This is a genomic window from Citrobacter sp. XY323 (genome assembly GCF_025106035.1).
GTDB lineage: Bacteria > Pseudomonadota > Gammaproteobacteria > Enterobacterales > Enterobacteriaceae > Citrobacter > Citrobacter braakii.
Genome location: NZ_JANYUK010000003.1, coordinates 94,740 through 115,215, shown reverse-complemented (window position 1 = coordinate 115,215; position 20,476 = coordinate 94,740). Strand labels below are relative to the sequence as shown.

Below are 20,476 nucleotides of genomic sequence, written 5' to 3'. Positions count from 1 at the left end.
GCGCTGGGCATCGTTAGAAAATGGACAGACGTGCCGACGAATCTGTATCAGTTGCTTTTCTATAGCGCCCTGGCAGTAGGAATAATGAGCTTGTTTGTAAAATCCTGAATGAACAGCCGCAAGTTCGGAAGATGTCTTTTCATTTTCGCTCAAAGCAGACCAGGCAATCAGTTGGCCTGTCTGCTTCGAGCCAGAAGCTAACATCGATAAAAAATAACTTAATGGTCGAGCTCCACCAACTTCAGACCTTAGATTGCGTATTCAAAGTTTGAGGGTAAGACAGTCACAACGGACATATAGACTTAACAGGCCGTATATATTACAAATTTAAGATCATTTTTCTCTCATAAAGTAAGGGCCTCTCCCATGTCTTTAATCATACGACAAGCAACATTAGCCGATTCGGGATTACTAAATGAGCTTGGCTACCGCTTCTATACTGCGCACTTTAAGCATATGTGGAAGTCAGAATCAGAATTTGATAATTATTTGGAGGGTGAATATTCACTTCCTGTTATTGAGCAGAGTATTAATGATAAAAACATTAGCTGGTATATAGTTGAAATCGAGCAGCCGATTGGTTTTGTGAAGCTGACATGGCAAGCAACTATCCCGAATACAGACATCAGCGGTGTTTTACTTAATAAACTCTACCTTGCCCCAACCAAAACGAATCAGCATTACGGTCAACTAATGTTTAATAAAGTCATAGATCTTGCCCGAAGTCAGGGGAAAAAATATTTATGGCTGGAGGTTCTTGAACAAAATGAACGTGCTCAAAAATTCTATAAAAAGCAGGGAATGAAACACATCAGCGACATCATTTTCGAAACAAATTCACAGAGGAGCATACTCAAGTTAATGGGGATGTGTATATAAGGCCCGCTCCTCGCTCAGACCCGTTACCCTGACACGTGTGCAGCCTGGCCTTCATTCATAAATTCTCAGTGTATCGATAACTGCTCGCAGAGCCGGAGACACATTGCGGTGCGGATAATAGAGAAATGAGCCTTCCAGGCGTTGACTGTAGCGTTGTAAAACTCTGATGAGCGAACCCTCTTCTAAATCATCGGACACCAGTTCTTCCGGAACATAAGCCAGCCCCAGCCCCAGTCTGGCGGCTTTGGCTTCCATATAACTGTCAGCAAAAGCCCATTGTCCCTGCGGCTGATGCGTTATTTTTTTACCATCCTGTTGAAGCTCCCATGTATAGAGGCTTCCATCGCCAAATTGATAAGCGATGCAGGGATGAACCGCCAAATCTGCCGGGACTTGTGGAAAGCCATAGCGGCGAAAGTGTTCTGGCGTACCAACAATGGCCATCTCCATGTCGGGGGAAATACGGACCGCTATCATGCCACCGCCAACTTCCGGTCCGAGACGTACACCGGCATCGAATCTTTCCGCAATAATATCGACAAACCGACTTTCGCTAATGAGTTCCAGCCGGATGTCAGGATAGCGTTGCTTAAACACCGCAAGCTTTGGCAGGAGCAGTTTATCAATAACGTGCTGACTGGCATTAATCCGTACCGTACCTGACGGGGACTGGCGATAATGGGCCAGCGTGGCAAGCCCCATATCTAAAGCGTCGAATCCTGACTCAATGGTCCGGTAGAGTTGTTCGCCGGCATGGGTGAGCGATAGCCTACGCGTAGTGCGAGCCAGAAGCTGAACGCCCAGTCTTTCTTCAAGTTCGCGTACGGAACGGCTTATACCTGATTGTGCCAGGCCGAGTCGTTGCGCCGCAGCGGTAAAACTCCCTTCCCGCACCACCTGCATGAACAGGTATAAATCATTATAGTTTTCCCGTTTCGCCATCACGTTTCCCTCGCTATCGCATCACCATTTAGAACAATATGGTATTAATTCTAGCAATTTTACCCCTCTAATAAGCACTATTACTGCTCACTATAATGCTCGCATTGCAACAAAGCACAGCAGTGTTGTCCGTATGAAACCTGTATCTATCACGTTTTATGAGGGGATTTTGATGACTGCCTTCACCAAAAAACTGACAGCCGCGATACCAGCCATGCTGCTCTGCGCATCATTAAGTGGAGTTACAACGATGAGTTATGCCAATACAACCAATCCGAACGCGCCAGTTTCACTGGTCGAGACATGGGATAAAACCTTCGCTAAAAGTACGAAAATTAATCACCGTAAAGTGACCTTTCAGAACCGCTTCGGGATCACCCTGGTCGGTGATCTCTACATTCCAAAGGATCGCGGCGAGCGCAAACTGGCTGCCATTGCCATCAGCGGGCCTTTCGGCGCGGTAAAAGAGCAGTCCAGCGGTCTGTATGCGCAGACGTTGGCTGAGCAGGGATTTGTTACCCTGGCTTTTGACCCTTCATATACGGGGGAAAGCGGTGGCTATCCACGTAACGTTGCCTCTCCGGATATCAACACCGAGGATTTCAGCGCGGCTGTTGATTTCCTTGGCCTGCAAAAAGAGGTTGACCGAAATCGTATCGGATTACTGGGTATCTGCGGGTGGGGCGGGATGGCCTTAAACGACGCCGCGATGGATACCCGCGTGAAAGCGGTGGCGACCAGTGTGATGTATGACATGAGCCGTGCGATGGGGCATGGCGTAGGTGATGGTAAAGACCGTTATACCACTGCGGATCGTCGCGCCGTATTACAGTATCTGAACGCACAGCGCTGGGAAGATGCGAAGAACGGAGCTTTCGCGCCCGGCGGGCATGACATTTATGTTGATGAAAAGGGGGACGTCAGTACGTCGAAACGTATTCTGCCAGAAACGTTACCCGCAAATCCCAATCCGGTTCTGAAAGAATTCTTTGATTATTATCGCATGCCGCGTGGTTTCCATGCGCGTTCGGTCAACTCAACCGGGGCCTGGAATGCGACGATGCCGCTGTCATTTATGAATATGCCGCTGCTGAGCTACGCCAATGAAGTCACTATCCCCACGCTTATCGTGACCGGCGAAAAAGCCCATTCACGCTATTTTGCTGAAGATGCCTTTAGGACGATCGGCAGCAATGAGAAAGAGCTGGTGATTGTCCCGGGGGCAAATCATGTTGATCTGTACGACAACGTTGCGGGTAAGATTCCGTTTGCTAAATTTGAGCAGTTTTTCAATACCAACCTAAGATAACCGCCCCAAGCCGCCTGATATTTGCAGGCGGCTGTAAAACGCCTGTAGATCATTTTCATCCATGTTTTGACGTGATTTCCTGAATGACGTCTGTCCGGACTGCGCCTGAACCAGGCCGATTCGATATTAAGAGATCTGATAATGTCCACAGTAAGACTAAAACCACATTACGAAAAAAAGCATGCGCATTGGGGGGGCGTGTTTGCCATGACGCTGTGCGTGTTTGTGCTGATCGCTTCCGAGTTTATGCCGGTCAGCCTGCTTACGCTTATTGCCAGTGATTTACACATTACCGAAGGGCTGGCTGGCCAGGGAATTGCAATCTCTGGCGCGCTGGCGGTCATTACCAGCCTGACTATCTCCCATATTGCCGGAGATCTGAACCGAAAACATCTCCTGCAGGGGCTGACGGTTTTAATGGCCATATCGGGGATAGTCGTCGCCCTGGCACCCAGCTATCCGGTTTATATGCTGGGGAGGGCCCTGCTTGGGGTGGTCATTGGTGGATTCTGGTCCATGTCTGCTGCAACCGCCATTCGGCTCGTTCCGCAGCATCAGGTTCCCCGCGCGCTGGCGATTTTTAACGGTGGGAACGCGCTGGCTACCGTTGTAGCGGCACCGCTTGGCAGCTATCTGGGGACGACCGTGGGCTGGCGAGGGGCTTTTTTATGCCTCGTTCCCCTGGCTATAGCCGCGTTCATCTGGCAGTGGGTCAGCCTGCCATCGATGGAAAACGATAAAAAACAAAAATCCCAGAGATCTATGCTTCGTCTGTTCCGCATCACCATTGTCCCTGCGGGACTCCTGGCCTGCGGGCTCTTCTTCATGGGGCAGTTTGCCTTATTTACCTACGTGCGCCCCTTTCTTGAAACCGTAACCCGCGTAGGCCCTTCTGGTCTCTCTCTGATTTTGCTCGCAATAGGCGTGGCGGGTTTTGTCGGCACACTGGCCGTATCAATATTCCTGATCACAAGTTTTTATCAGACTTTAATCATGATCCCCCTGCTTATGGCTGCGACTGCCGGGGCGTTACTGCTGGTTGGACACAGCATCTGGGCTGTTGCCGTATTGCTCAGCCTGTGGGGACTACTAGCAACGGCTGCGCCAACGGGATGGTGGACATGGATAGCGCGGGCACTACCCGAAGATGCAGAGGCGGGTGGTGGCTTAATGGTTGCGGTGATCCAGCTATCGATTGCACTGGGTTCAACGGCAGGTGGGTTGGTATTCGACACTCTGGGATGGCGCAGTACTTTTGGCTTGAGTGGTTTCTTACTTCTGGCGGCGGCAGCAATGACGATTGTCACATCCCGTCAAAACAGCAAAGCAAACTAGAACTATCCATTCATTTCTGGCGTGCTCTCTGTCATGGCATACGGCAGAGAGCCGAGTGTCCGCCCTCGCTGATCGCGGACCTTTAGCCCAGTTATCTTCTATTTTTTCACCAAATATTTTCGCATCAGTGCATTTTGTAATGTCACTCCGCGACAGGCAGGAAACCCACGTTCCACAACATGAAAGCCGTGTCGTAGAAAGAACGCCTCCGCAGCCTTACTGACATTTGAAGTCAGTTCGCCAATTCCACGTTGTCTGGCTTCTTCATGAATGCGATTCATCAGTAGTGTCCCTACTCCCTGTCTCGGGTAGGTTCCCGAGACAAAGAAATGGTCAATGTACCCATTTGGCTGAAGATCTGCATATCCAGCTATTTCACCATCCACTTCAACAACAAAGGGGCGTAATTCCTTCATGTGATTGGCCCATTGTTCCGGGTCGATATCCGTTGGGGCCCACGCATCTATTTGTTCCTGTGTGTAGTAGTGTGATGCGAGGGTATGTACAGAAGATAAAAAGACGCTGAATAACGAAATTTCATCTCCATTACTAAACCTTCTGATTTTCATAAAACCTCGTCAGGAGTGTGACTTGTAGAACAATACCATTTTTGGTGCAGCGGAGCGTCAGCTCCTAACGGTGAGTTCATCGGGTCAATGCAACGCTATCCTTAATCAAGTGAATTGAGTAGGCAACGCCGTTGAGTCAACATCAAACCATCGGCCTGTGGCGGTAATGTCGCTGCGCCACGGGTAAGGCTTTTTCCAGTTGAGTATGTAATATTGACTTATTGTGTAAAAAGATTACTTTTCAGGACATGAAGAAGATACTCATTATTGTTCCCGATGGCGGTATGCTGTTTGAGTCCGCCGGTATTGCCGACATTCTGATGCAGGCCAACCGCCTGCATCCCAAAGGCGCTACGGAGACGTGTTACCAGGTTCAGTTAGCGACAACGCAACCGCATCAGGTGATCCATGGTCAGTCCGGCTTAAATCTACTGGCAGATCACCGCCTGCATGAGATAGACCCTCGCGAACCTCTCGATACCATCATCATCACTGGCAGAGGTCAAAACCCGCAGGAAGGAATTGCAGTGGTTGACTGGCTACGCCTTGCCGCTCCCCACGCCCGCCGCATTGCATCCATTTGCGGCGGCGCGATGCTGCTGGCAGAAACCGGGCTGCTGGACGGCAGACGAGCCACCACCCACTGGAAGCTACTGGAAACTATGCAGGCAGAATTCCCAAAGGTGCGCGTCGAAAGCGGTCCGCTCTATATCCAGGACGAACATATCTGGACATCAGGTGGCGTCAGTTCCGGCTTTGACCTGACGTTAGCGTTAGTTGAAGAGGATTACGGCTTCAGTCTGGCGCGCGACGTCGCTCAGGATTTCGTCATGTACCTGCGCCGTCCCGGGGGACAACTCCAGTTTAGCCGCTACAACCTTCAGCAGACCAGTACCCTGGGCCCGATTAACGATCTGCTCGCCTGGCTGCTTAAGAACCTCACCGCCGATCTGAGTGTGGATAAACTGGCGGAAAAAGTCGCCATGAGCCCACGTAATTTCACCCGCGTGTTTACCCGAGAAACGGGCGCATCACCGGCACGCTACGTGGCCGAAGCTCGTCTGGCCGCTGCACGACAGCGTCTGGAGCAGACCAACGAGACGCTGGAGCGTATCGCCGAACAAACAGGATTTGGTAGCAGCATTAACCTGCGACGGCTGTTTGAAAAACAGCTTCACCTGACGCCTGGTGAATATCGCCAACGCTTTCATTGTCGTAAAATGGCGTAAAGTGATCCTTTTTTGTCATTTACGCCAACTCGTGACCGGCCTAAATTGACTCCAGAGACAACAGATAAGGAGTTCATCATGGTAAAGGTCGGTATTAACGGTTTTGGCCGTATCGGACGTAACGTACTGCGTGCTGCACTGGGTAACCCGGAGATCCAGATCGTGGCAATCAACGATCTGACAGACAGTAAAACGCTGGCGCATCTGCTGAAATACGACTCGCTGCTCGGTAAACTCGACGCCGACGTCACCGCCGGTGAGGGGCAGTTGGTGGTTAACGGTAAATCCATCACCGTGTTCAGCGAACGCGACCCAGCCAACATCCCATGGCGTCAGCGTGAAGTCGATATTGTCATTGAAGCAACCGGCTTCTTCACTGAACGTGACAAGGCGGCGGTGCATATCCACAGCGGTGGCGCAAAACGAGTGATTATCTCCGCCCCCGGTAAGAACGATGATTTAACCATCGTGATGGGCGTTAACGATCACCTCTACTCCGCGGATAAACACTTTGTCGTCAGCAACGGTAGCTGCACCACTAACGGTCTGGCACCTGCCGCACAGGTTTTGCACCAACATTTCGGCATTAAGCATGGTTTGATGAATACCACCCACGCCTATACCAACAGCCAGGCGCTGCACGACCAGCCGGAAAAAGATCTTCGTGGTGCCCGCGCCGCTGCATTGTCGATTGTCCCCTACTCCAGCGGTGCCGCGAAGGCGCTTGGCAAAGTCATCCCGGAGCTGGATGGTCGCTTAACCGGTTACTCGCTGCGCGTACCGGTTCCGGTGGTGTCCATTGTCGACCTGACCGTAACGCTTGAGCGGGATGTTACAGCAGAGGAGGTCAATAATGCGTTTCGTGACGCCGCCGCGACAGGGCCACTGAAAGGGATCCTCGGCTACAGCGATGAACCGCTTGTCTCAAGCGACTATCAGGGTGACCCGCGCTCATCCATCATCGACGGCCTGTCAACGCTGGTGATTGGCGGCAATATGGTCAAAATTCTGGCGTGGTACGACAACGAATGGGGATTCTCTAATCGCCTCGTCGACCTGGCACTGCTAATGGCAAAGCACGAACGTTAATCCCCTGCTCTCACACTCTCTCTAAATCCACGCCAGGCGTGGATTTTTTTATATCTGTCACGTGTTTGTCGCAGTGACAATCGCGCACAACGTCACGCCCCCCATTTTTAGTCGTCACCTAACGATGCTGCTGGGGTGACGCGTTTAAAAACATTAGCGATAACCCGACAAAATAATAAATCGCCAGCACTTCAACGGTCAGTTTATTAATCAGACAGTTGCGACCATAATAAAATGAGTAATGCGATCTTATTTGAGGATTCCGGCATGATCACCTTTTATCAACTTACAGCCACCCGTCTGCATGGTGAGCCCGTCTCTATGGCCGACTACGCTGGCAAACTGGTTCTGGTGGTCAATACTGCTAGCCATTGTGGCTTCACGCCGCAATATGCAGGCCTCGAAGCGCTTTACAAGAAGTACGCCGCGCAGGGTCTGGTGGTGCTTGGTTTCCCCTGCAACCAGTTCGGTAATCAGGAGCCCGGCGGGGCCGACGAAATCTCGCAAACCTGTCACATCAACTACGGTGTGAGCTTCCCGATATTTGAGAAAGTGGAAGTCAACGGTGCGGCTACGCATCCGGTGTTTCGTTACCTGAAAAACGAATTACCCGGCGTGCTGGGTGGGCGTATCAAGTGGAATTTCACTAAGTTCCTGATCGGGCGTGACGGCAAACCGCTCAAGCGTTTTGCGCCGTTCACTACCCCTGAGAAAATAGAAACCGCGATCCTTGCTGCGCTTAAAGTCTGAGCGCACCTGTCATTCAAACCGTCCCCATTATGCCCCAGCGCACAGCCTGAATAAAAAACACGCTGCAAAATCAACAAAATATAATCAACTTGCTTAATTACTCTGCAATCGCGTGAGTTCAGGAAGAAAAATGCTATTTCCCTCTTGCCTCATTCGGTCTGTGCCGCTAATATTCGTCCCCGTTGTCACCTACAACGTTGCGTTCATAGCTCAGTTGGTTAGAGCACCACCTTGACATGGTGGGGGTCGTTGGTTCGAGTCCAATTGAACGCACCATCTTGCGTCCGTAGCTCAGTTGGTTAGAGCACCACCTTGACATGGTGGGGGTCGGTGGTTCGAGTCCACTCGGACGCACCAAATTATTTCTATGATTTGGTGCTATTTCCCTTCGTTACACCTCATAATTTCTTTTTATTCCCCTGTTCGTAGCCTTAAGCTTAATCATTACTCCGTATGATGCTGGCACAAAGCGATGCGCCAAAGCCTTCTAAACTCTATGCTCAGCGCGTATCATTTATCCTCTTCGCAAACCCTTTTTCGTCAGAGATCGGATACCATGCCCTCTTCCATTATTCTGTTTGCCGCGGGCAGTTTACGCCTGGCATTTGCCCCTTTAATAAGCCAGTTCTCGCGCCATAGCGGAATAGACGTGAAGGTGGAATATGGTCCGGCAGGTTTATTACGCGAGCGTATTGAAGCCGGTGAACCGTGTGCGCTCTTTGCCTCAGCCAATCGGGAGCACCCGCAACGCCTGCTGGTTTTGCAAAAAGCTGTCCTCACGCAAACCTTTAGTTGGAATCAACTGAGTCTGGTCAGCAACCGAAACGGCGCCTGGCTGGATTTGCTCCGCGACCCAACGCTACGAATAGGTACATCCACGCCCGGCTGCGACCCTTCCGGAGACTATACCTGGGCATTTTTCGACAATATGGATGTACTGGAGCCAGGACTCGGACAACAGCTTCGGGCGCGCGCCATCCCGCTGGTTGGTGGGCGTGATACGGTGAAAATCCCGTCTGGTGAACTGGCGAGCGCCTGGATCCTTTGCCAGGGACTGGCCGATCTGTTTATCGGCTACGCGCATTACGCGAATACGCTGCGCGCCCAACCCGACGTGCATTATGTAGCTATCCCTGATGAGCACAATATTCGCTGCGAATACCAACTGGCGGTGCTCGATGCATCCAACGAGGTGATGGCGCTGGTTAAATTCATGCTCTCCAACGGCGGTCAGGCGTTTCTTACCGCCGCCGGATTCTTACCTCTTAACGACGAACAGAAAACAGCGGTGCGATAAACGGAGTCGGGTGGTTCTCCAGACTGAGTTTTCGCAGCGGTAAGCCATAGGCCAGGAACAGATTCTCTTCCGTCACAATGCTGTCCGTTGGCCCTGCCCGCCATTTTCCTTCGGGGAGCAGCAGCAAAGTATGGGTGGCTATTTGTAACGCATGCAGCGGATCGTGGGTCGAAAAAAGAATGCTGCATCCCTGTAGATGGGCCAGATCGCTGATGAGCTGAAGCACCACCTGCTGATTGGCGAGATCCAGCGCGGAGCACGGCTCATCAAGCAGCAGCGTCTGACACTCCGTCACCAGCGCCCGGGCTATCATCACCAGTTGCTGTTGCCCCCCGGAAAGTGAGCTAAACGAGTGGGAAGCAAGCTGGGCAATATTTAACTGCTCCAGCGTCTGGGTCGCTCTTAGTTGATCCTGCTGGCTGGGTTGCGCAAAAAGCTTCACGTGCTGTGCCCGCCCCATCAGCACCACGTCGCTCACCGTATAAGGAAATGGCAGGTGGCAATGCTGCGCCACAATCCCGATCCCGCCGTCAATTTCAATGCTGCCGTCCAAAGCTGGCAGCGTGCCGGTTAGCGTATCGAGCAGCGTACTTTTACCCAGACCGTTACGTCCCAGCACAGCCCAGATCTCACCTTTCTGACAACTGAATGTAAGCGGCTCAAATAGCGGCGTGCGATATCCATAGGTAAGCGTATTTACACGCAATGCGGCAGGTTTCATGATGTCCCCCGGCGGCTGGAGCGGATGAGTAAAAAAGCAAACAGCGGCGCGCCGAATAATGCGGTGATGATCCCAAGCGGTATCTCCGCGTGCATCAGGGTACGCGCAATATCATCCACCACAATCATAAAACCGCCTCCCATCCAGAAGGCGCACGGCAGTAGACGACGATGATCAACCCCCACCAGCAAACGCGCCAGATGCGGAATAACCAACCCAACCCAGGCGATACTGCCGCTGACCGCTACCTGAGCGGCGACTAAACAAGCGCAGCACAGCAAAACGCTGCGTCGCAGAGGAACTACCGCGACGCCTAGCGAACGGGCATCTTTATCATTGAGTGATAACAGGTTTATCCGCCAGCGTAGCTGGTACAAAACTGTCGCAGCGATACCGACTGGAATCGCCAACAGCAGAACTTTATGCCAGTTAGCCGTCGCAAAGCTGCCGAGCAGCCAGAACACGATATTGGGTAACGTTTCTTCGGTATCAGCCTGATACTGAATCAGGCTCACCAGCGCGGCAAAAAAACCACTCAAAATGATACCCGACAGGATCAGCACCAGCGTATTCTCCAGCCCCTGCAGCGCAGCAATGGCATACACCAGGACCAGCGCCGTCAGACCGAAGAAAAACGTTGAACCCATCATCAACCACGGCGACAGGCCGAGCAGAATAGCCAGCGTTCCGCCAAAAGCGGCCCCGGACGTCACGCCAATAATATGCGGGTCGACCAGCGGATTATGAAATACCCCTTGCAGCGTCGCGCCACATAACCCCAACGCCCCACCCGCTAGCAGCGCCATCAGAATTCGCGGTAGCCTGACCGTCCAGATAACCTGACCGGCAATCCCTTCAGCGTCGCTATAGTGCATCAGGTGATAAAAGACTTCTCTTAACGACAGCGGATATTGTCCGAGGCACAACGAACCAAGGCCCAGCAACAGGACCGTCGCGATTAAGAGTGGTTGCTGGAGTAAAATGCGCTTACTTAACTGCATCAGGCTGCCAGTTCACACGATAAAAACGCTGATAGTAGTCTTGCGCCTGCGCATCAACATCCACGTCTTTATAGGCGTCCGGGTACAGTTTTTTGGCCATCCACAGCTCACCAATCGCCAACGCTTCAGGCATCGGATAGCCCCAGGCTTTGGCGTACTCAGGCATCAACCAGACGCGATGATTTTTTACCGCATCAATCCCCTGCCAGTTAGGATCGTTTTGGATCTCCGTTACCACCTGCGGGTAGCGATCCTGAACAAAAATTACCTGCGGGTTCCACGCCAATACCTGTTCCAGCGCAACCTGACGGGCGCCTTTCACACTGGCAGCCGCCACGTTTAGCCCACCCGCGTGCTGCATCATGAGTCCCGTGTACTTCCCGGAGCCGTAAGTCATCAGGTCGGGGTTAGCCATATAAATACGGACTTTTTGCGCATCCGGGATTTTTGCGACCGGCGCATTGAATTTTGCCCGCGTCGCAAAAACGTAGTCGATCAATGTCTCAGCTTGCGGTTTGCGCCCCACGACATCCGCAATCAGGCGAATCCCCTGCTTTAACCCTTCGTTGTAGACCTGCTCTTCATCGGCCATGGTCGGGTTCATTTTATTCTGTTGCCCGGCTGCATCCTTGCGCAATGAGATTGCCACGACCGGAATACCGGCGTTCTGAATCTGCTGGATCATCTCCGCTGGCGCATAGTTGGCGACAAAAACCACCTGTGGATGAATCGCCAGTAGGCTTTCAATATTCACGCTGGTGAGATCGCCCGGCGTCGGCAATGTGGCAATTGCCGGCATAAAGCGCGCAAACTCAGGCCCGAGCTGTTTTTTCCAGCTCGACATCACGCCAATAATGTCCTGCTGAGCATTAAGCTGGACCAGAATATTCAGCGTCTGGTGTTGCAGCACGACCACTTTGTCGACGTGGTCCGGAATCGTGACCTGACGACCAAGCTGGTCGGTGATCGTACGGTCGGCCTGGGCAGAAAACGCAAACAACATGCTGGCGCATACCAGCACAAAAGAGCGGAAAGTTAACATGGGATACCATCTGGATAGCGGAGTAAAAACGATGTGTATTAAATTATATAACGATATAACAGGCAACCCATTCGCGATAAATACCGCACGACACACGAGGAAGATCAATTTATGCCGACAAAAAAGCCGACGGTGATGACCACCGTCGGCTGTGGGTAACACTATGACTAACGGATTATTTGGTTGCCGCTTTAATGATATCGAGCGCTTTGGCGAACTGATCCTGCGGGATCGTCAGCGGATAAAGGAAACGAATAACGTTGCCATACTGACCGCAGGTCAGCAGCAGTAATCCTTGCTCAAGGGCTTTCTTCTGCACGCGTTGTGCGGCGGCAGCGTTGGGTTCTCCCGTCGCTGCGTCACAGAATTCAGCGGCGATCATAGAGCCTAAGCCGCGCACTTCGGCCAGTTCAGGACACCCGGTTTGCGCGTCAGTCAGAGTGGCGCGCAGTTGTTCGCCAAGAGCTGCCGCACGCTGGCACAGCTGTTCATCACGAATAATATCCAGCACCGCATGAGCTGCCGCAATTGACAGCGGGTTTCCGGCGTAGGTTCCGCCCAGACCACCCGGCGCAGGCGCATCCATAATTTCAGCTTTGCCCACGACGCCAGACAGCGGCATGCCGCCTGCAAGGCTTTTTGCCATAGTCATCAGGTCAGCTTTGTCAGCGTAATGGTCCATCGCAAACAACTGGCCCGTACGGGCAAACCCGCTTTGCACCTCATCGGCGATCATCACGATGCCATGCTCGTCGCAAATACGGCGGATGGCAGCCACAAACTCCGGCGGCGCCACCACGAAGCCCCCTTCACCCTGGACGGGTTCGAAAATGATCGCCGCGACCTGGGTGGGATCGATATCGGCTTTAAACAGGCGCTCAATCGCTTTGATGGAGTCCGCCGTAGAAATCCCCTGCAACTCGCAAGGATACGGCGCGTGGTAAACGGAGCCAGGGAACGGGCCGAACCCTTTTTTATACGGTGCCACCTTGCCGGTTAACGCCATCGTCATGTAGGTACGCCCATGAAAACCGCCGCCAAAAGCAATAACGCCAGGACGGCCGGTATGTGCGCGCGCAATTTTCACCGCATTTTCGACCGCTTCAGCCCCGGTGGTGAAGAATGTGGTTTTGCGCTTGCCGTCGATTGGCGCAACGGCGTTGATTTTCTCCGCCAAAGACACATAGCTTTCGTACGGGACAATCTGATAAGCCGTATGGGTAAAAGCCTGCAGTTGCGCTTCGACTGCCTGCACCAGGCGAGGATGACGGTGTCCGGTGTTCAGCACGGCAATCCCGGCGGCAAAATCAATGTACTGATTGCCTTCGATATCGGTAATTGTGCTGTTTTCTGCTGACTGGGCATAAAAATCACACATTACACCCACGCCACGCGGGGTGGCATCCAGACGACGTTGTTGCAGGTTTTTATTGTTCATTCTCTACACCTTGTCCATTAATACATTTAGGTTGAATTACCCTTTAAATTTAGACGCCATCTGGTACTTTAATCGAGAGCCAAATCGTTTTATTTTAAGGATCCAAATGCGTTCACTTGCCGGAGATGTGATCAAGCAGGCATTTAGCCAGCAGACCGATGAAAAGCTGCATCGTCGCCTGTATGCCGCCATCTGCAGTTGCATCCTCGAAGGTAGCCTGAAACCGGCTACCCGAATGCCTCCGTCGCGTGACCTGGCAGGCGAACTGACGCTATCGCGCAATACCGTCCTGCGGGTTTACGAGCAATTGCAGGCCGAAGGTTATATTTCCGCGCGCACCAGCAGCGGCACATTTGTCACCGACAGCGTGCTGGACAATCTTGACCTGCGTCCCCACAAAGAGCCCGTTGCCGCCACACTGGAGGATCACACCCGCTTATCTGCCCGCTGCCTTGAGCTGCTGGGCCATGCCAGCGCCAGCCCTCGTCAATGGGGCGCTTTTATTCCAGGCGTACCTGATGTGGAGCATTTCCCTCACCGGGTGCTCAAAAAAATTCAGGATCGGCTGGCGAGGCGCTTGCGCCCGGAGTTTCTCACTTACGATGCCGCAGGCGGCGTGACTGAGCTGAAAGAAGCGCTGGCAGACTATCTGCGCACCGCACGCGGGGTGCGGTGTTCACCGGAGCAAATTCTGATTACTGAAGGTATTCACCAGGCGCTGGATCTGGTGACCCGGACGCTATGCAACCCGGGGGATAACGCCTGGATTGAGGAGCCGGGCTACTGGGGAATCAAAAATATTCTGCGCATCAATGCGGTTAACTTTTCGGCGATCCCGGTTGATGAACAAGGTATGGTGCCGCCGGAGGCTGGCGAATCTGCGCCAAAGCTGATTTTTGTGACACCGTCACATCAATATCCGCTCGGTTCGGTAATGAGCCTCAACCGCCGTCGGGCACTTCTCTTTCGCGCACGTGAAACGCGAAGCTGGATAGTGGAAGATGACTACGACAGCGAATTTCGCTTTTCCGGCCAGCCAATTCCATCATTGCAGGGACTGGAAGAAGAGACGCCGGTCATCTATATCGGGACATTCAGTAAAACACTCTATCCCGCACTGCGGCTCGGGTATGTGGTACTGCCCAAACCGCTCGCCGCGCCGCTGAAGAAGGTTCATAACGACCTCTATCGTGGTGGACATTTGCTGATTCAGGCAGCGCTGGCGGAGTTTATCCGCGAGGGTTACTACGCGGCGCACATTCGTAAAATGCGCCAGTTGTACAGTCGTCGCCGCCAGACGTTGGTGGAGCTTATCAGTCGCCAGTTGGGCGAGCAGTATCTTGGCTCCTTCAGCAGCAACGCCGGGCTGCACATGATTCTACAGTTGCCCGTCGGGAGCGATGACGTTGTTATTGCCCAACAGGCAAATGCGCGAGGGCTGCTGGTGCGCCCGCTGTCTCGCTATTACGTGAATGAAGAGAAACGCAGCGGCCTGCTGCTGGGATTTGCCAGTATCGAAGAGCATGAAATGGCGGCGGCGTTTACCCGACTGGTGGGTATTATCAGAGTAAACGCCGTTTAAGCACTGCCGGATGGCGCTGCAAGCACCTTGTCCATCCGACATGCTGTTTAATGTGACGCTTTTTTAATCCCTGCCAGGTCCTCCTGGCTTACTTCGCCGTTCCCTTCTCCCCAACTTTTACGCACGTAATTAATCACGTCGCGCATTTCGTTGTCGCTTAACATGCCACCGTAAGCCGGCATCTTAAAGGAGACGCTGCCACGTGTTGTCGGTGTTTCTGCGCCGTGGGCAATCACTCTGAATAACGGCGTCGGGTCATCAACCATCACCAGCGGATTGTTGATCAAAGAAGGTGCGTTATCATCCGTACCTTTCCCCTCCAGACCGTGACAGGTGGAGCAGTAGCGGTTATAGGTCACTTTGCCCGCCTCGGGTGAATTCGACCAGGACGCCGTAGTTGCCGCTACGCGCACCGTTTCAGGCTTCTCGCTTTTCAGGCTCAGCAGATATTGCGCGATAGCCGTGGCATCGTCATCGGTCAGATACTGTGTACTCTGCGTGACGACTTCTGCCATCGAACCTGAAACCGCGGCATGCTTGCTTTTACCGGTCAGCAACAGCGATTTTAATTCCTGCTCAGACATTCCCGTGCCGCGCAGCGAAGGCGCATACCAGCCGTCGATCATCGCGCCGCTCAGGTACTCTGCATCAGCATTGGTATACGCTTTTTCGTTCATCGCCATGCCTCTCGGGGTATGGCAAGAACCGCAGTGTCCGGGACCTTCCACCAGATAAGCGCCCCGTTTTACCAACGCAGCGTTGTCATCCGTTTTCGCACGCTCTACAGTCGTCGCTGGCGCGTCGGTAAACAGCCAGTTCCAGATATGCAGCGGCCAGCGGGCGGAGAGTAGCCACGGAATGGCATTCTCTTTATTGGGCTGCGCAGAGGGGGTGACATCATGCATAAAATAGCGATACAACGCCTGTACATCGTCATCAGAAAGTTTCGCGTAAGAGGGATAAGGCATGGCCGGATAGAGCGGATGACCATCTTTGGCAATTCCCTGACGTACGGCCTTGTCAAAATCCTCGTATGAGTAATTACCAATACCCTGGGTTTTGTCTGGAGTAATGTTGGTCGAATAAATATCCCCTACCGGAGTAGGAAACTTTTTGCCACCCGCCATCGCCGCGCCCCCTTCGGTGGTATGACAGGCCACACAGTCAGAGATACGGGCGATATATTCGCCATTAGATTCCGCTGCACTCACAGAGGCGGTAAACAAACAGGCGGCAAGAACGGTTACATTACGCATAGATCACCCCATATCCTTGAGTTCATTAACCGCACGCCATGCCTGGTCGATGGCCGTATGGGCATAAGCGCCCCAGTCAGAATCGGAATTAGCGATGGCAATGCGACCAACTGGCTGACGCGCCCGCTCGATAATTTCTGGCATTTTATCCATATCATCGAACAACGCGTTGGCGTAATACGCATAGCCATGCGCCCAGCGGTTAACCGTAATGGCGGAGATATCGCGTTGATTATCAAAGCCCGTTGAGCCAAACATTTCCTGTAACTGGGAGCGAATCATCTCCTCATGCGTCGCAAATGTGGTCCCCAGTAAATACGCTCGCCCAAGACGGAATTGCTCTCTGGCCGACAGATTACTGCCCGGATAAGTAGGCACATAGACCATGTGAATGACCATCGGTTCGTCCGGTGAGGCCGGGTGTTGATACCCGCCGATGCTGACCGGATAGTCGAGCTTAATCCGGCTGTAAGGTGCCGCCGGAGAGTAAAATTCATGCACGCCAAGCTGTTTGAACGCCTGCCAGTTTTTGACCACCACGTTGGTGTACACCAGCGGTGCCTTCACGTTCAGTTTGAGATCCGCCTGCTGCTGTTCCGGCATCTCAGGCACCAGATACGGAATCATCATGTTATAGCCCGCCATGATGGTGTTTTTACCGCGCACGCGATGCATTTTGCCGTCACGCAGATAGGTCACCACCACGCCATCCTTTGTGTTGGCCGCATTAATCACCGTGCTGTTCAGACGCAGGCGCGTGGTGTTTTCCGGCAGATCCAGCTTTTCGTAATGCAGTCTGGCAAGGACAGAGTCTTCCATCGTGTTACCCGGTAGCGCATCCGGCAGCATATACCTGACTAACAGTCGGGCCAGCCCGGCGTTACCGTCAGGGAAATGGTAAACATACGGCTCTTCGAGGTCGGCCAGCGACTCGCCGTCCAACGGCGGTATTCCCAGCGCCTCCATGCCGGGTAATGCGCACGCTCTGGCATCGCTACAGGAAATGCCTTCAATGCCGATGGCAAAGAAGTCATTAGAACGCTGCTGAAAATAGAGCAGCGCCATTTTGCTCAAACCAACTTTTGTGGCCAAAAATTCACTGTAGCTGTGGGTATCCAGCCATTCCATTTTCTCATCGACCGTCATGCCCGGAAGATAATCGCCAGGATGGACGTGCAGGTCGATCAACGCCTTTCGGTCGTGCTCACTTAGCGGAAAATCATTGATAAAGTCTTCAATTTTACGGCCATTTAGCCTGTTCGGCGGGATATCATCAGATACCGCGCGCCCTGGATCGCCGCTGACGATTTTTGTCTCGCCAAAATTCTTTTTGTCGAAGAAAACGCCACGACTGAGCTGCCAGTCGGGGTAGAAGTTTACGTCAAAGCTCTCTTTTAACCGCGTGACGCTGACGCCCACGGTTTCCATCAGTTTTTGCACCTCAGGGCTGAAATTGTGCGCGGGCGACTGGAATGCTTCGCTACCGCCATAGCCGAGTAATTTCTTACCTGAGCTCGTAAATTCGTTACGTTTGGCGTGCCCGCCAAAATCGTCATGGTTATCGAGGATCAGGATCCGGCTATTTTGCCCGGCAAGCTGGCGCCAGAAACAACCGGCAGCCAGCCCGCTAATACCGCCGCCCACAATCACCAGATCGTACTCTTCCTCAACGGGCAGAGCGTTTAAATCAAAATGTTTATGCTCGCGGCCTACTGCATGCGCCATTTCAAACGATCCAGGATGATTACCCCGCAGCCCCGTCAGCCCTGGCGGATAATAATTTCCATCTATAAATGCGTTTCCCTTTCCTGCCGCCCTGACCCATTCCAGCGGGGTAAGCCCCGCCGCAATAGTCACCGCGACGCCGTTGAGAAAATCACGTCTGGTAATTGCCATTAACTTTTTTCCTTATTGCTACACACTGCCCTAAATACGACACAAATAAGAGATGTCCCCCTTCATAGTAATAAAGGGGTACAGCCGACTATTTCCCTGGCTTTAACTCTTCATCCAGTTTTTTAGAATCATAATAATCACCCTGCCAGGTGATTTTACCTGCTTTAACATGAATATAGCTGACACCTTCAAATTTTATCGGATTATTTGTCGGCGGACTCCCTGCCCATTCACCACTATTTTTGCCTGAAAATTCCCAACGAAACGCCACGGTATCTTCGTCGTAAACGGGTTTGCCGACCATTTTCCAGCTCAGATCTGGCACCGCCTTAATAAAGGCACCGATAACCTCTTTTTCAGCTTTTTCTCTGCCATTTATCGGTTCGCCAGCGGCGGCATCATAATAGACTGCGTCATCAGCAAGATATTGCGCGGCTCGCGAAGCATCGTGTGCATTCCAGGCCGCCATATACTCTTTAACGGTATTCAGCGATGTGCTTTCTGCCAGGCTATAGCCCGAGAACATCACGAATGAAAGCACCGCTATGTTTAATGTTTTCATCGACATCCTCTCTATTCAGAAATGTCACACATGATATGTTTCACCCGGGTATATTCTTCGAGCGAATAGGATGAGAGATCTTTGCCATAACCCGATTTTTTGAACCCGCCGTGCGGCATTTCGGCGCACAGAGGAATGTGATTGTTAATCCACACGGTGCCAAAATCGAGGTCAATGCTGTAGCGCTGTGCGCGACCATGGTTACTGGTCCAGACGCTGGCGGCCAGACCATATTCCACATCATTCGCTTTGTGTAGACCCTCTTCATCAGTCGAAAACGGCTGAATAGTCATTACCGGTCCAAATACTTCATGCTGAATAGCTTCGTCATGTTGATGCAATCCGGAGACGATCGTCGGCTCAAAATAGAAGCCCGGACCTGGCCCGGCACGCCCACCCGTTTCAATTTTTGCATGTGCCGGTAAACGCGCAATAAAGCCTTTCACCTGCTCCAGTTGGTTTTTACTGTTCAATGCGCCATATAGCGCAGCCTGATCCGCTGGCGGTCCAAATTTAATACTCTTCGTTTTCTGAACCAGCTTTTCCAGGAATTCAGCGTAGATGGATTGTTCGACCAGAATACGCGTAGCCGCCGTGCAATCCTGGCCAGCATTGAAGAAACCTGCCGTGGTGATCGTCGCGATCGCCTTGTCCATATCTGCATCAGCAAACACCACCGCAGGCGCTTTCCCGCCCAATTCCAGATGCGCCTTGGTCAGGTTCGCCGCTGCCGAAGCCGCAACCTGTAGGCCCGCGCGGACCGAACCGGTAATCGAAACCAGTGAGGCCTTCTGGTTTGAAACCACCAGCGAACCGGTGCTGGCTTTACCTAATACGACGTTAAACGCCCCTCTTGGGAACAACGGCGCGGCCAGTTCAGCCAACAGCAGCGTGCTGACCGGCGTGGTGTCGCTGGGTTTTAATACGACCGTATTGCCTGCTGCCAGCGCTGGCGCAATCTTCCATACCGCCATCATGAACGGGTAGTTCCATGGCGTGACTTGACCAACGATACCCAGCGGTTCACGGCGGATAGTCGAGGTAAACCCAGCGGAATATTCCCCTGCCGCTTTCCCTTCAAGACAGCGCGCCGCACCGGCAAAAAAGCGGATGGCATCGCAGGATGCCGCGATCTCTTCCTTCTCAATAAAATGGCGAAGCTGACCGGTCTCCTGACTCTGCGCGTTCACCAGCCGCTCAACGTTTCGTTCAATCTCATCTGCCAGCTGCAATAACGCCTTTTGCCGCTGTGCCGGCGTCGATTTTCGCCAGATGCTAAACGCCGCCTCCGCCGCCGAGTAGGCCTGCTCCACCTCTTCCGCATTGGCGTTGGGTGATAATGCGTACGTTTCGCCGTCGACCGGACTCACCAGTTCGAAGGTATCTTCGCTACGACCTGCTACGTATTGCCCATTGATAAAATGCTTCAGGGTTTTCATGTCTGTCTCCTGCCCGTTAATACATAAAGAATCTTATGTAATATATATATTGTAAAAGATTTTCAAATGCGCAACATTGACACTATGATAAGCCTCGCATTTTTAACTTAATTTTTACATTTTCGGGATAAGGCTTTTCA

General features: G+C 52.5%; 18 protein-coding genes and 2 tRNA genes. 10 read left to right on the top strand and 10 right to left on the bottom strand.

Annotated elements, in window-relative coordinates; genetic code table 11:
• Window positions 1-366 precede the first annotated feature (366 nt).
• A complete protein-coding gene (locus tag N0B36_RS06365) occupies window positions 367-879 on the top strand; it encodes a GNAT family N-acetyltransferase (protein ID WP_016156401.1) in 513 nt (170 codons plus the stop codon).
• A gap of 51 nt (window positions 880-930) precedes the next feature.
• Here the strand turns inward: N0B36_RS06365 and N0B36_RS06360 are convergent, their stop codons facing one another.
• Window positions 931-1,821 carry a LysR family transcriptional regulator gene (locus tag N0B36_RS06360; protein ID WP_181628704.1) on the bottom strand — a complete coding sequence of 297 codons (891 nt, stop codon included), beginning with the start codon at window positions 1,819-1,821 and terminating at the stop codon, window positions 931-933.
• 172 nt (window positions 1,822-1,993) lie between these two features.
• Between N0B36_RS06360 and N0B36_RS06355 the strand changes: the two genes are divergently transcribed.
• Both N0B36_RS06355 and N0B36_RS06350 read left to right on the top strand, forming a co-directional pair.
• Window positions 1,994-3,130, top strand: a complete 1,137-nt coding sequence (locus N0B36_RS06355; protein WP_259686199.1) for an alpha/beta hydrolase — start codon at window positions 1,994-1,996, stop codon at window positions 3,128-3,130.
• A 141-nt stretch (window positions 3,131-3,271) separates the two neighbouring features.
• The gene (locus N0B36_RS06350; RefSeq protein WP_259686198.1) at window positions 3,272-4,465 is read left to right on the top strand and encodes an MFS transporter; all 1,194 of its coding nucleotides are present in this window, start codon (window positions 3,272-3,274) and stop codon (window positions 4,463-4,465) included.
• Window positions 4,466-4,563: 98 nt separating this feature from the next.
• Here the strand turns inward: N0B36_RS06350 and N0B36_RS06345 are convergent, their stop codons facing one another.
• Complete coding sequence (locus N0B36_RS06345; RefSeq protein WP_046274913.1) at window positions 4,564-5,034, bottom strand: GNAT family N-acetyltransferase; 471 nt, start codon at window positions 5,032-5,034, stop codon at window positions 4,564-4,566.
• 248 nt (window positions 5,035-5,282) lie between these two features.
• Here N0B36_RS06345 and N0B36_RS06340 point away from each other — a divergent pair, with 248 nt between their 5' ends.
• The 6 genes from N0B36_RS06340 to N0B36_RS06315 all read left to right on the top strand — a co-directional run bounded on the left by N0B36_RS06340 (window position 5,283) and on the right by N0B36_RS06315 (window position 9,399).
• Window positions 5,283-6,263, top strand: a complete 981-nt coding sequence (locus N0B36_RS06340) for a GlxA family transcriptional regulator (RefSeq protein WP_103766255.1) — start codon at window positions 5,283-5,285, stop codon at window positions 6,261-6,263.
• Window positions 6,264-6,341: 78 nt separating this feature from the next.
• Window positions 6,342-7,352 carry a type I glyceraldehyde-3-phosphate dehydrogenase gene (gene gap / locus N0B36_RS06335; protein WP_046274911.1) on the top strand — a complete coding sequence of 337 codons (1,011 nt, stop codon included), beginning with the start codon at window positions 6,342-6,344 and terminating at the stop codon, window positions 7,350-7,352.
• 267 nt (window positions 7,353-7,619) lie between these two features.
• Window positions 7,620-8,102 carry a glutathione peroxidase gene (locus N0B36_RS06330; RefSeq protein WP_016152944.1) on the top strand — a complete coding sequence of 161 codons (483 nt, stop codon included), beginning with the start codon at window positions 7,620-7,622 and terminating at the stop codon, window positions 8,100-8,102.
• 199 nt (window positions 8,103-8,301) lie between these two features.
• A tRNA-Val gene (locus N0B36_RS06325) sits at window positions 8,302-8,378 on the top strand.
• A gap of 4 nt (window positions 8,379-8,382) precedes the next feature.
• A tRNA-Val gene (locus N0B36_RS06320) sits at window positions 8,383-8,459 on the top strand.
• A 199-nt stretch (window positions 8,460-8,658) separates the two neighbouring features.
• Window positions 8,659-9,399, top strand: coding sequence for a substrate-binding domain-containing protein (locus tag N0B36_RS06315; protein ID WP_216404032.1), 741 nt, complete (start codon window positions 8,659-8,661; stop codon window positions 9,397-9,399).
• Here the strand turns inward: N0B36_RS06315 and N0B36_RS06310 are convergent.
• The 4 genes from N0B36_RS06310 to puuE all read right to left on the bottom strand — a co-directional run bounded on the left by N0B36_RS06310 (window position 9,368) and on the right by puuE (window position 13,601).
• The gene (locus N0B36_RS06310; RefSeq protein WP_103766252.1) at window positions 9,368-10,120 is read right to left on the bottom strand and encodes an ABC transporter ATP-binding protein; all 753 of its coding nucleotides are present in this window, start codon (window positions 10,118-10,120) and stop codon (window positions 9,368-9,370) included. The genes N0B36_RS06315 and N0B36_RS06310 overlap by 32 nt on opposite strands.
• Complete coding sequence (locus N0B36_RS06305) at window positions 10,117-11,121, bottom strand: iron ABC transporter permease (RefSeq protein WP_216404033.1); 1,005 nt, start codon at window positions 11,119-11,121, stop codon at window positions 10,117-10,119. The genes N0B36_RS06310 and N0B36_RS06305 overlap by 4 nt, the downstream gene beginning before the upstream one ends.
• Window positions 11,108-12,163: an ABC transporter substrate-binding protein gene (locus N0B36_RS06300; protein ID WP_216404135.1), complete on the bottom strand. Its 1,056-nt coding sequence runs from the start codon at window positions 12,161-12,163 to the stop codon at window positions 11,108-11,110. The genes N0B36_RS06305 and N0B36_RS06300 overlap by 14 nt, the downstream gene beginning before the upstream one ends.
• Window positions 12,164-12,338: 175 nt before the next feature.
• Window positions 12,339-13,601 (bottom strand): 4-aminobutyrate transaminase, encoded by a 1,263-nt coding sequence (gene puuE, locus N0B36_RS06295; protein ID WP_016152939.1) that lies wholly within the window; start codon window positions 13,599-13,601, stop codon window positions 12,339-12,341.
• A gap of 106 nt (window positions 13,602-13,707) precedes the next feature.
• Here puuE and N0B36_RS06290 point away from each other — a divergent pair, with 106 nt between their 5' ends.
• A complete protein-coding gene (locus tag N0B36_RS06290) occupies window positions 13,708-15,183 on the top strand; it encodes a PLP-dependent aminotransferase family protein (RefSeq protein WP_216404134.1) in 1,476 nt (491 codons plus the stop codon).
• A gap of 47 nt (window positions 15,184-15,230) precedes the next feature.
• Here the strand turns inward: N0B36_RS06290 and N0B36_RS06285 are convergent, their stop codons facing one another.
• The 4 genes from N0B36_RS06285 to N0B36_RS06270 all read right to left on the bottom strand — a co-directional run bounded on the left by N0B36_RS06285 (window position 15,231) and on the right by N0B36_RS06270 (window position 20,336).
• Entirely contained in the window at window positions 15,231-16,439 is a 1,209-nt protein-coding gene (locus tag N0B36_RS06285) for a cytochrome c (protein WP_259686197.1), read from the bottom strand.
• A gap of 3 nt (window positions 16,440-16,442) precedes the next feature.
• Complete coding sequence (locus tag N0B36_RS06280) at window positions 16,443-18,335, bottom strand: NAD(P)/FAD-dependent oxidoreductase (protein ID WP_053389351.1); 1,893 nt, start codon at window positions 18,333-18,335, stop codon at window positions 16,443-16,445.
• Window positions 18,336-18,423: 88 nt separating this feature from the next.
• Window positions 18,424-18,897: an ester cyclase gene (locus N0B36_RS06275; RefSeq protein WP_016152935.1), complete on the bottom strand. Its 474-nt coding sequence runs from the start codon at window positions 18,895-18,897 to the stop codon at window positions 18,424-18,426.
• Window positions 18,898-18,908: 11 nt separating this feature from the next.
• Window positions 18,909-20,336, bottom strand: coding sequence for a gamma-aminobutyraldehyde dehydrogenase (locus N0B36_RS06270; RefSeq protein ID WP_259686196.1), 1,428 nt, complete (start codon window positions 20,334-20,336; stop codon window positions 18,909-18,911).
• Window positions 20,337-20,476 lie beyond the last annotated feature (140 nt).

Excerpts from the sequence above, each read along its gene's own strand:
- N0B36_RS06365 (WP_016156401.1), top strand. The coding sequence starts at position 367 with ATGTCTTTAATCATACGACAAGCAACATTAGCCGATTCGGGATTACTA.
- N0B36_RS06360 (WP_181628704.1), bottom strand. The coding sequence starts at position 1,821 with ATGGCGAAACGGGAAAACTATAATGATTTATACCTGTTCATGCAGGTG.
- N0B36_RS06355 (WP_259686199.1), top strand. The coding sequence starts at position 1,994 with ATGACTGCCTTCACCAAAAAACTGACAGCCGCGATACCAGCCATGCTG.
- N0B36_RS06350 (WP_259686198.1), top strand. The coding sequence starts at position 3,272 with ATGTCCACAGTAAGACTAAAACCACATTACGAAAAAAAGCATGCGCAT.
- N0B36_RS06345 (WP_046274913.1), bottom strand. The coding sequence starts at position 5,034 with ATGAAAATCAGAAGGTTTAGTAATGGAGATGAAATTTCGTTATTCAGC.
- N0B36_RS06340 (WP_103766255.1), top strand. The coding sequence starts at position 5,283 with ATGAAGAAGATACTCATTATTGTTCCCGATGGCGGTATGCTGTTTGAG.
- gap (WP_046274911.1), top strand. The coding sequence starts at position 6,342 with ATGGTAAAGGTCGGTATTAACGGTTTTGGCCGTATCGGACGTAACGTA.
- N0B36_RS06330 (WP_016152944.1), top strand. The coding sequence starts at position 7,620 with ATGATCACCTTTTATCAACTTACAGCCACCCGTCTGCATGGTGAGCCC.
- N0B36_RS06315 (WP_216404032.1), top strand. The coding sequence starts at position 8,659 with ATGCCCTCTTCCATTATTCTGTTTGCCGCGGGCAGTTTACGCCTGGCA.
- N0B36_RS06310 (WP_103766252.1), bottom strand. The coding sequence starts at position 10,120 with ATGAAACCTGCCGCATTGCGTGTAAATACGCTTACCTATGGATATCGC.
- N0B36_RS06305 (WP_216404033.1), bottom strand. The coding sequence starts at position 11,121 with ATGCAGTTAAGTAAGCGCATTTTACTCCAGCAACCACTCTTAATCGCG.
- N0B36_RS06300 (WP_216404135.1), bottom strand. The coding sequence starts at position 12,163 with ATGTTAACTTTCCGCTCTTTTGTGCTGGTATGCGCCAGCATGTTGTTT.
- puuE (WP_016152939.1), bottom strand. The coding sequence starts at position 13,601 with ATGAACAATAAAAACCTGCAACAACGTCGTCTGGATGCCACCCCGCGT.
- N0B36_RS06290 (WP_216404134.1), top strand. The coding sequence starts at position 13,708 with ATGCGTTCACTTGCCGGAGATGTGATCAAGCAGGCATTTAGCCAGCAG.
- N0B36_RS06285 (WP_259686197.1), bottom strand. The coding sequence starts at position 16,439 with ATGCGTAATGTAACCGTTCTTGCCGCCTGTTTGTTTACCGCCTCTGTG.
- N0B36_RS06280 (WP_053389351.1), bottom strand. The coding sequence starts at position 18,335 with ATGGCAATTACCAGACGTGATTTTCTCAACGGCGTCGCGGTGACTATT.
- N0B36_RS06275 (WP_016152935.1), bottom strand. The coding sequence starts at position 18,897 with ATGAAAACATTAAACATAGCGGTGCTTTCATTCGTGATGTTCTCGGGC.
- N0B36_RS06270 (WP_259686196.1), bottom strand. The coding sequence starts at position 20,336 with ATGAAAACCCTGAAGCATTTTATCAATGGGCAATACGTAGCAGGTCGT.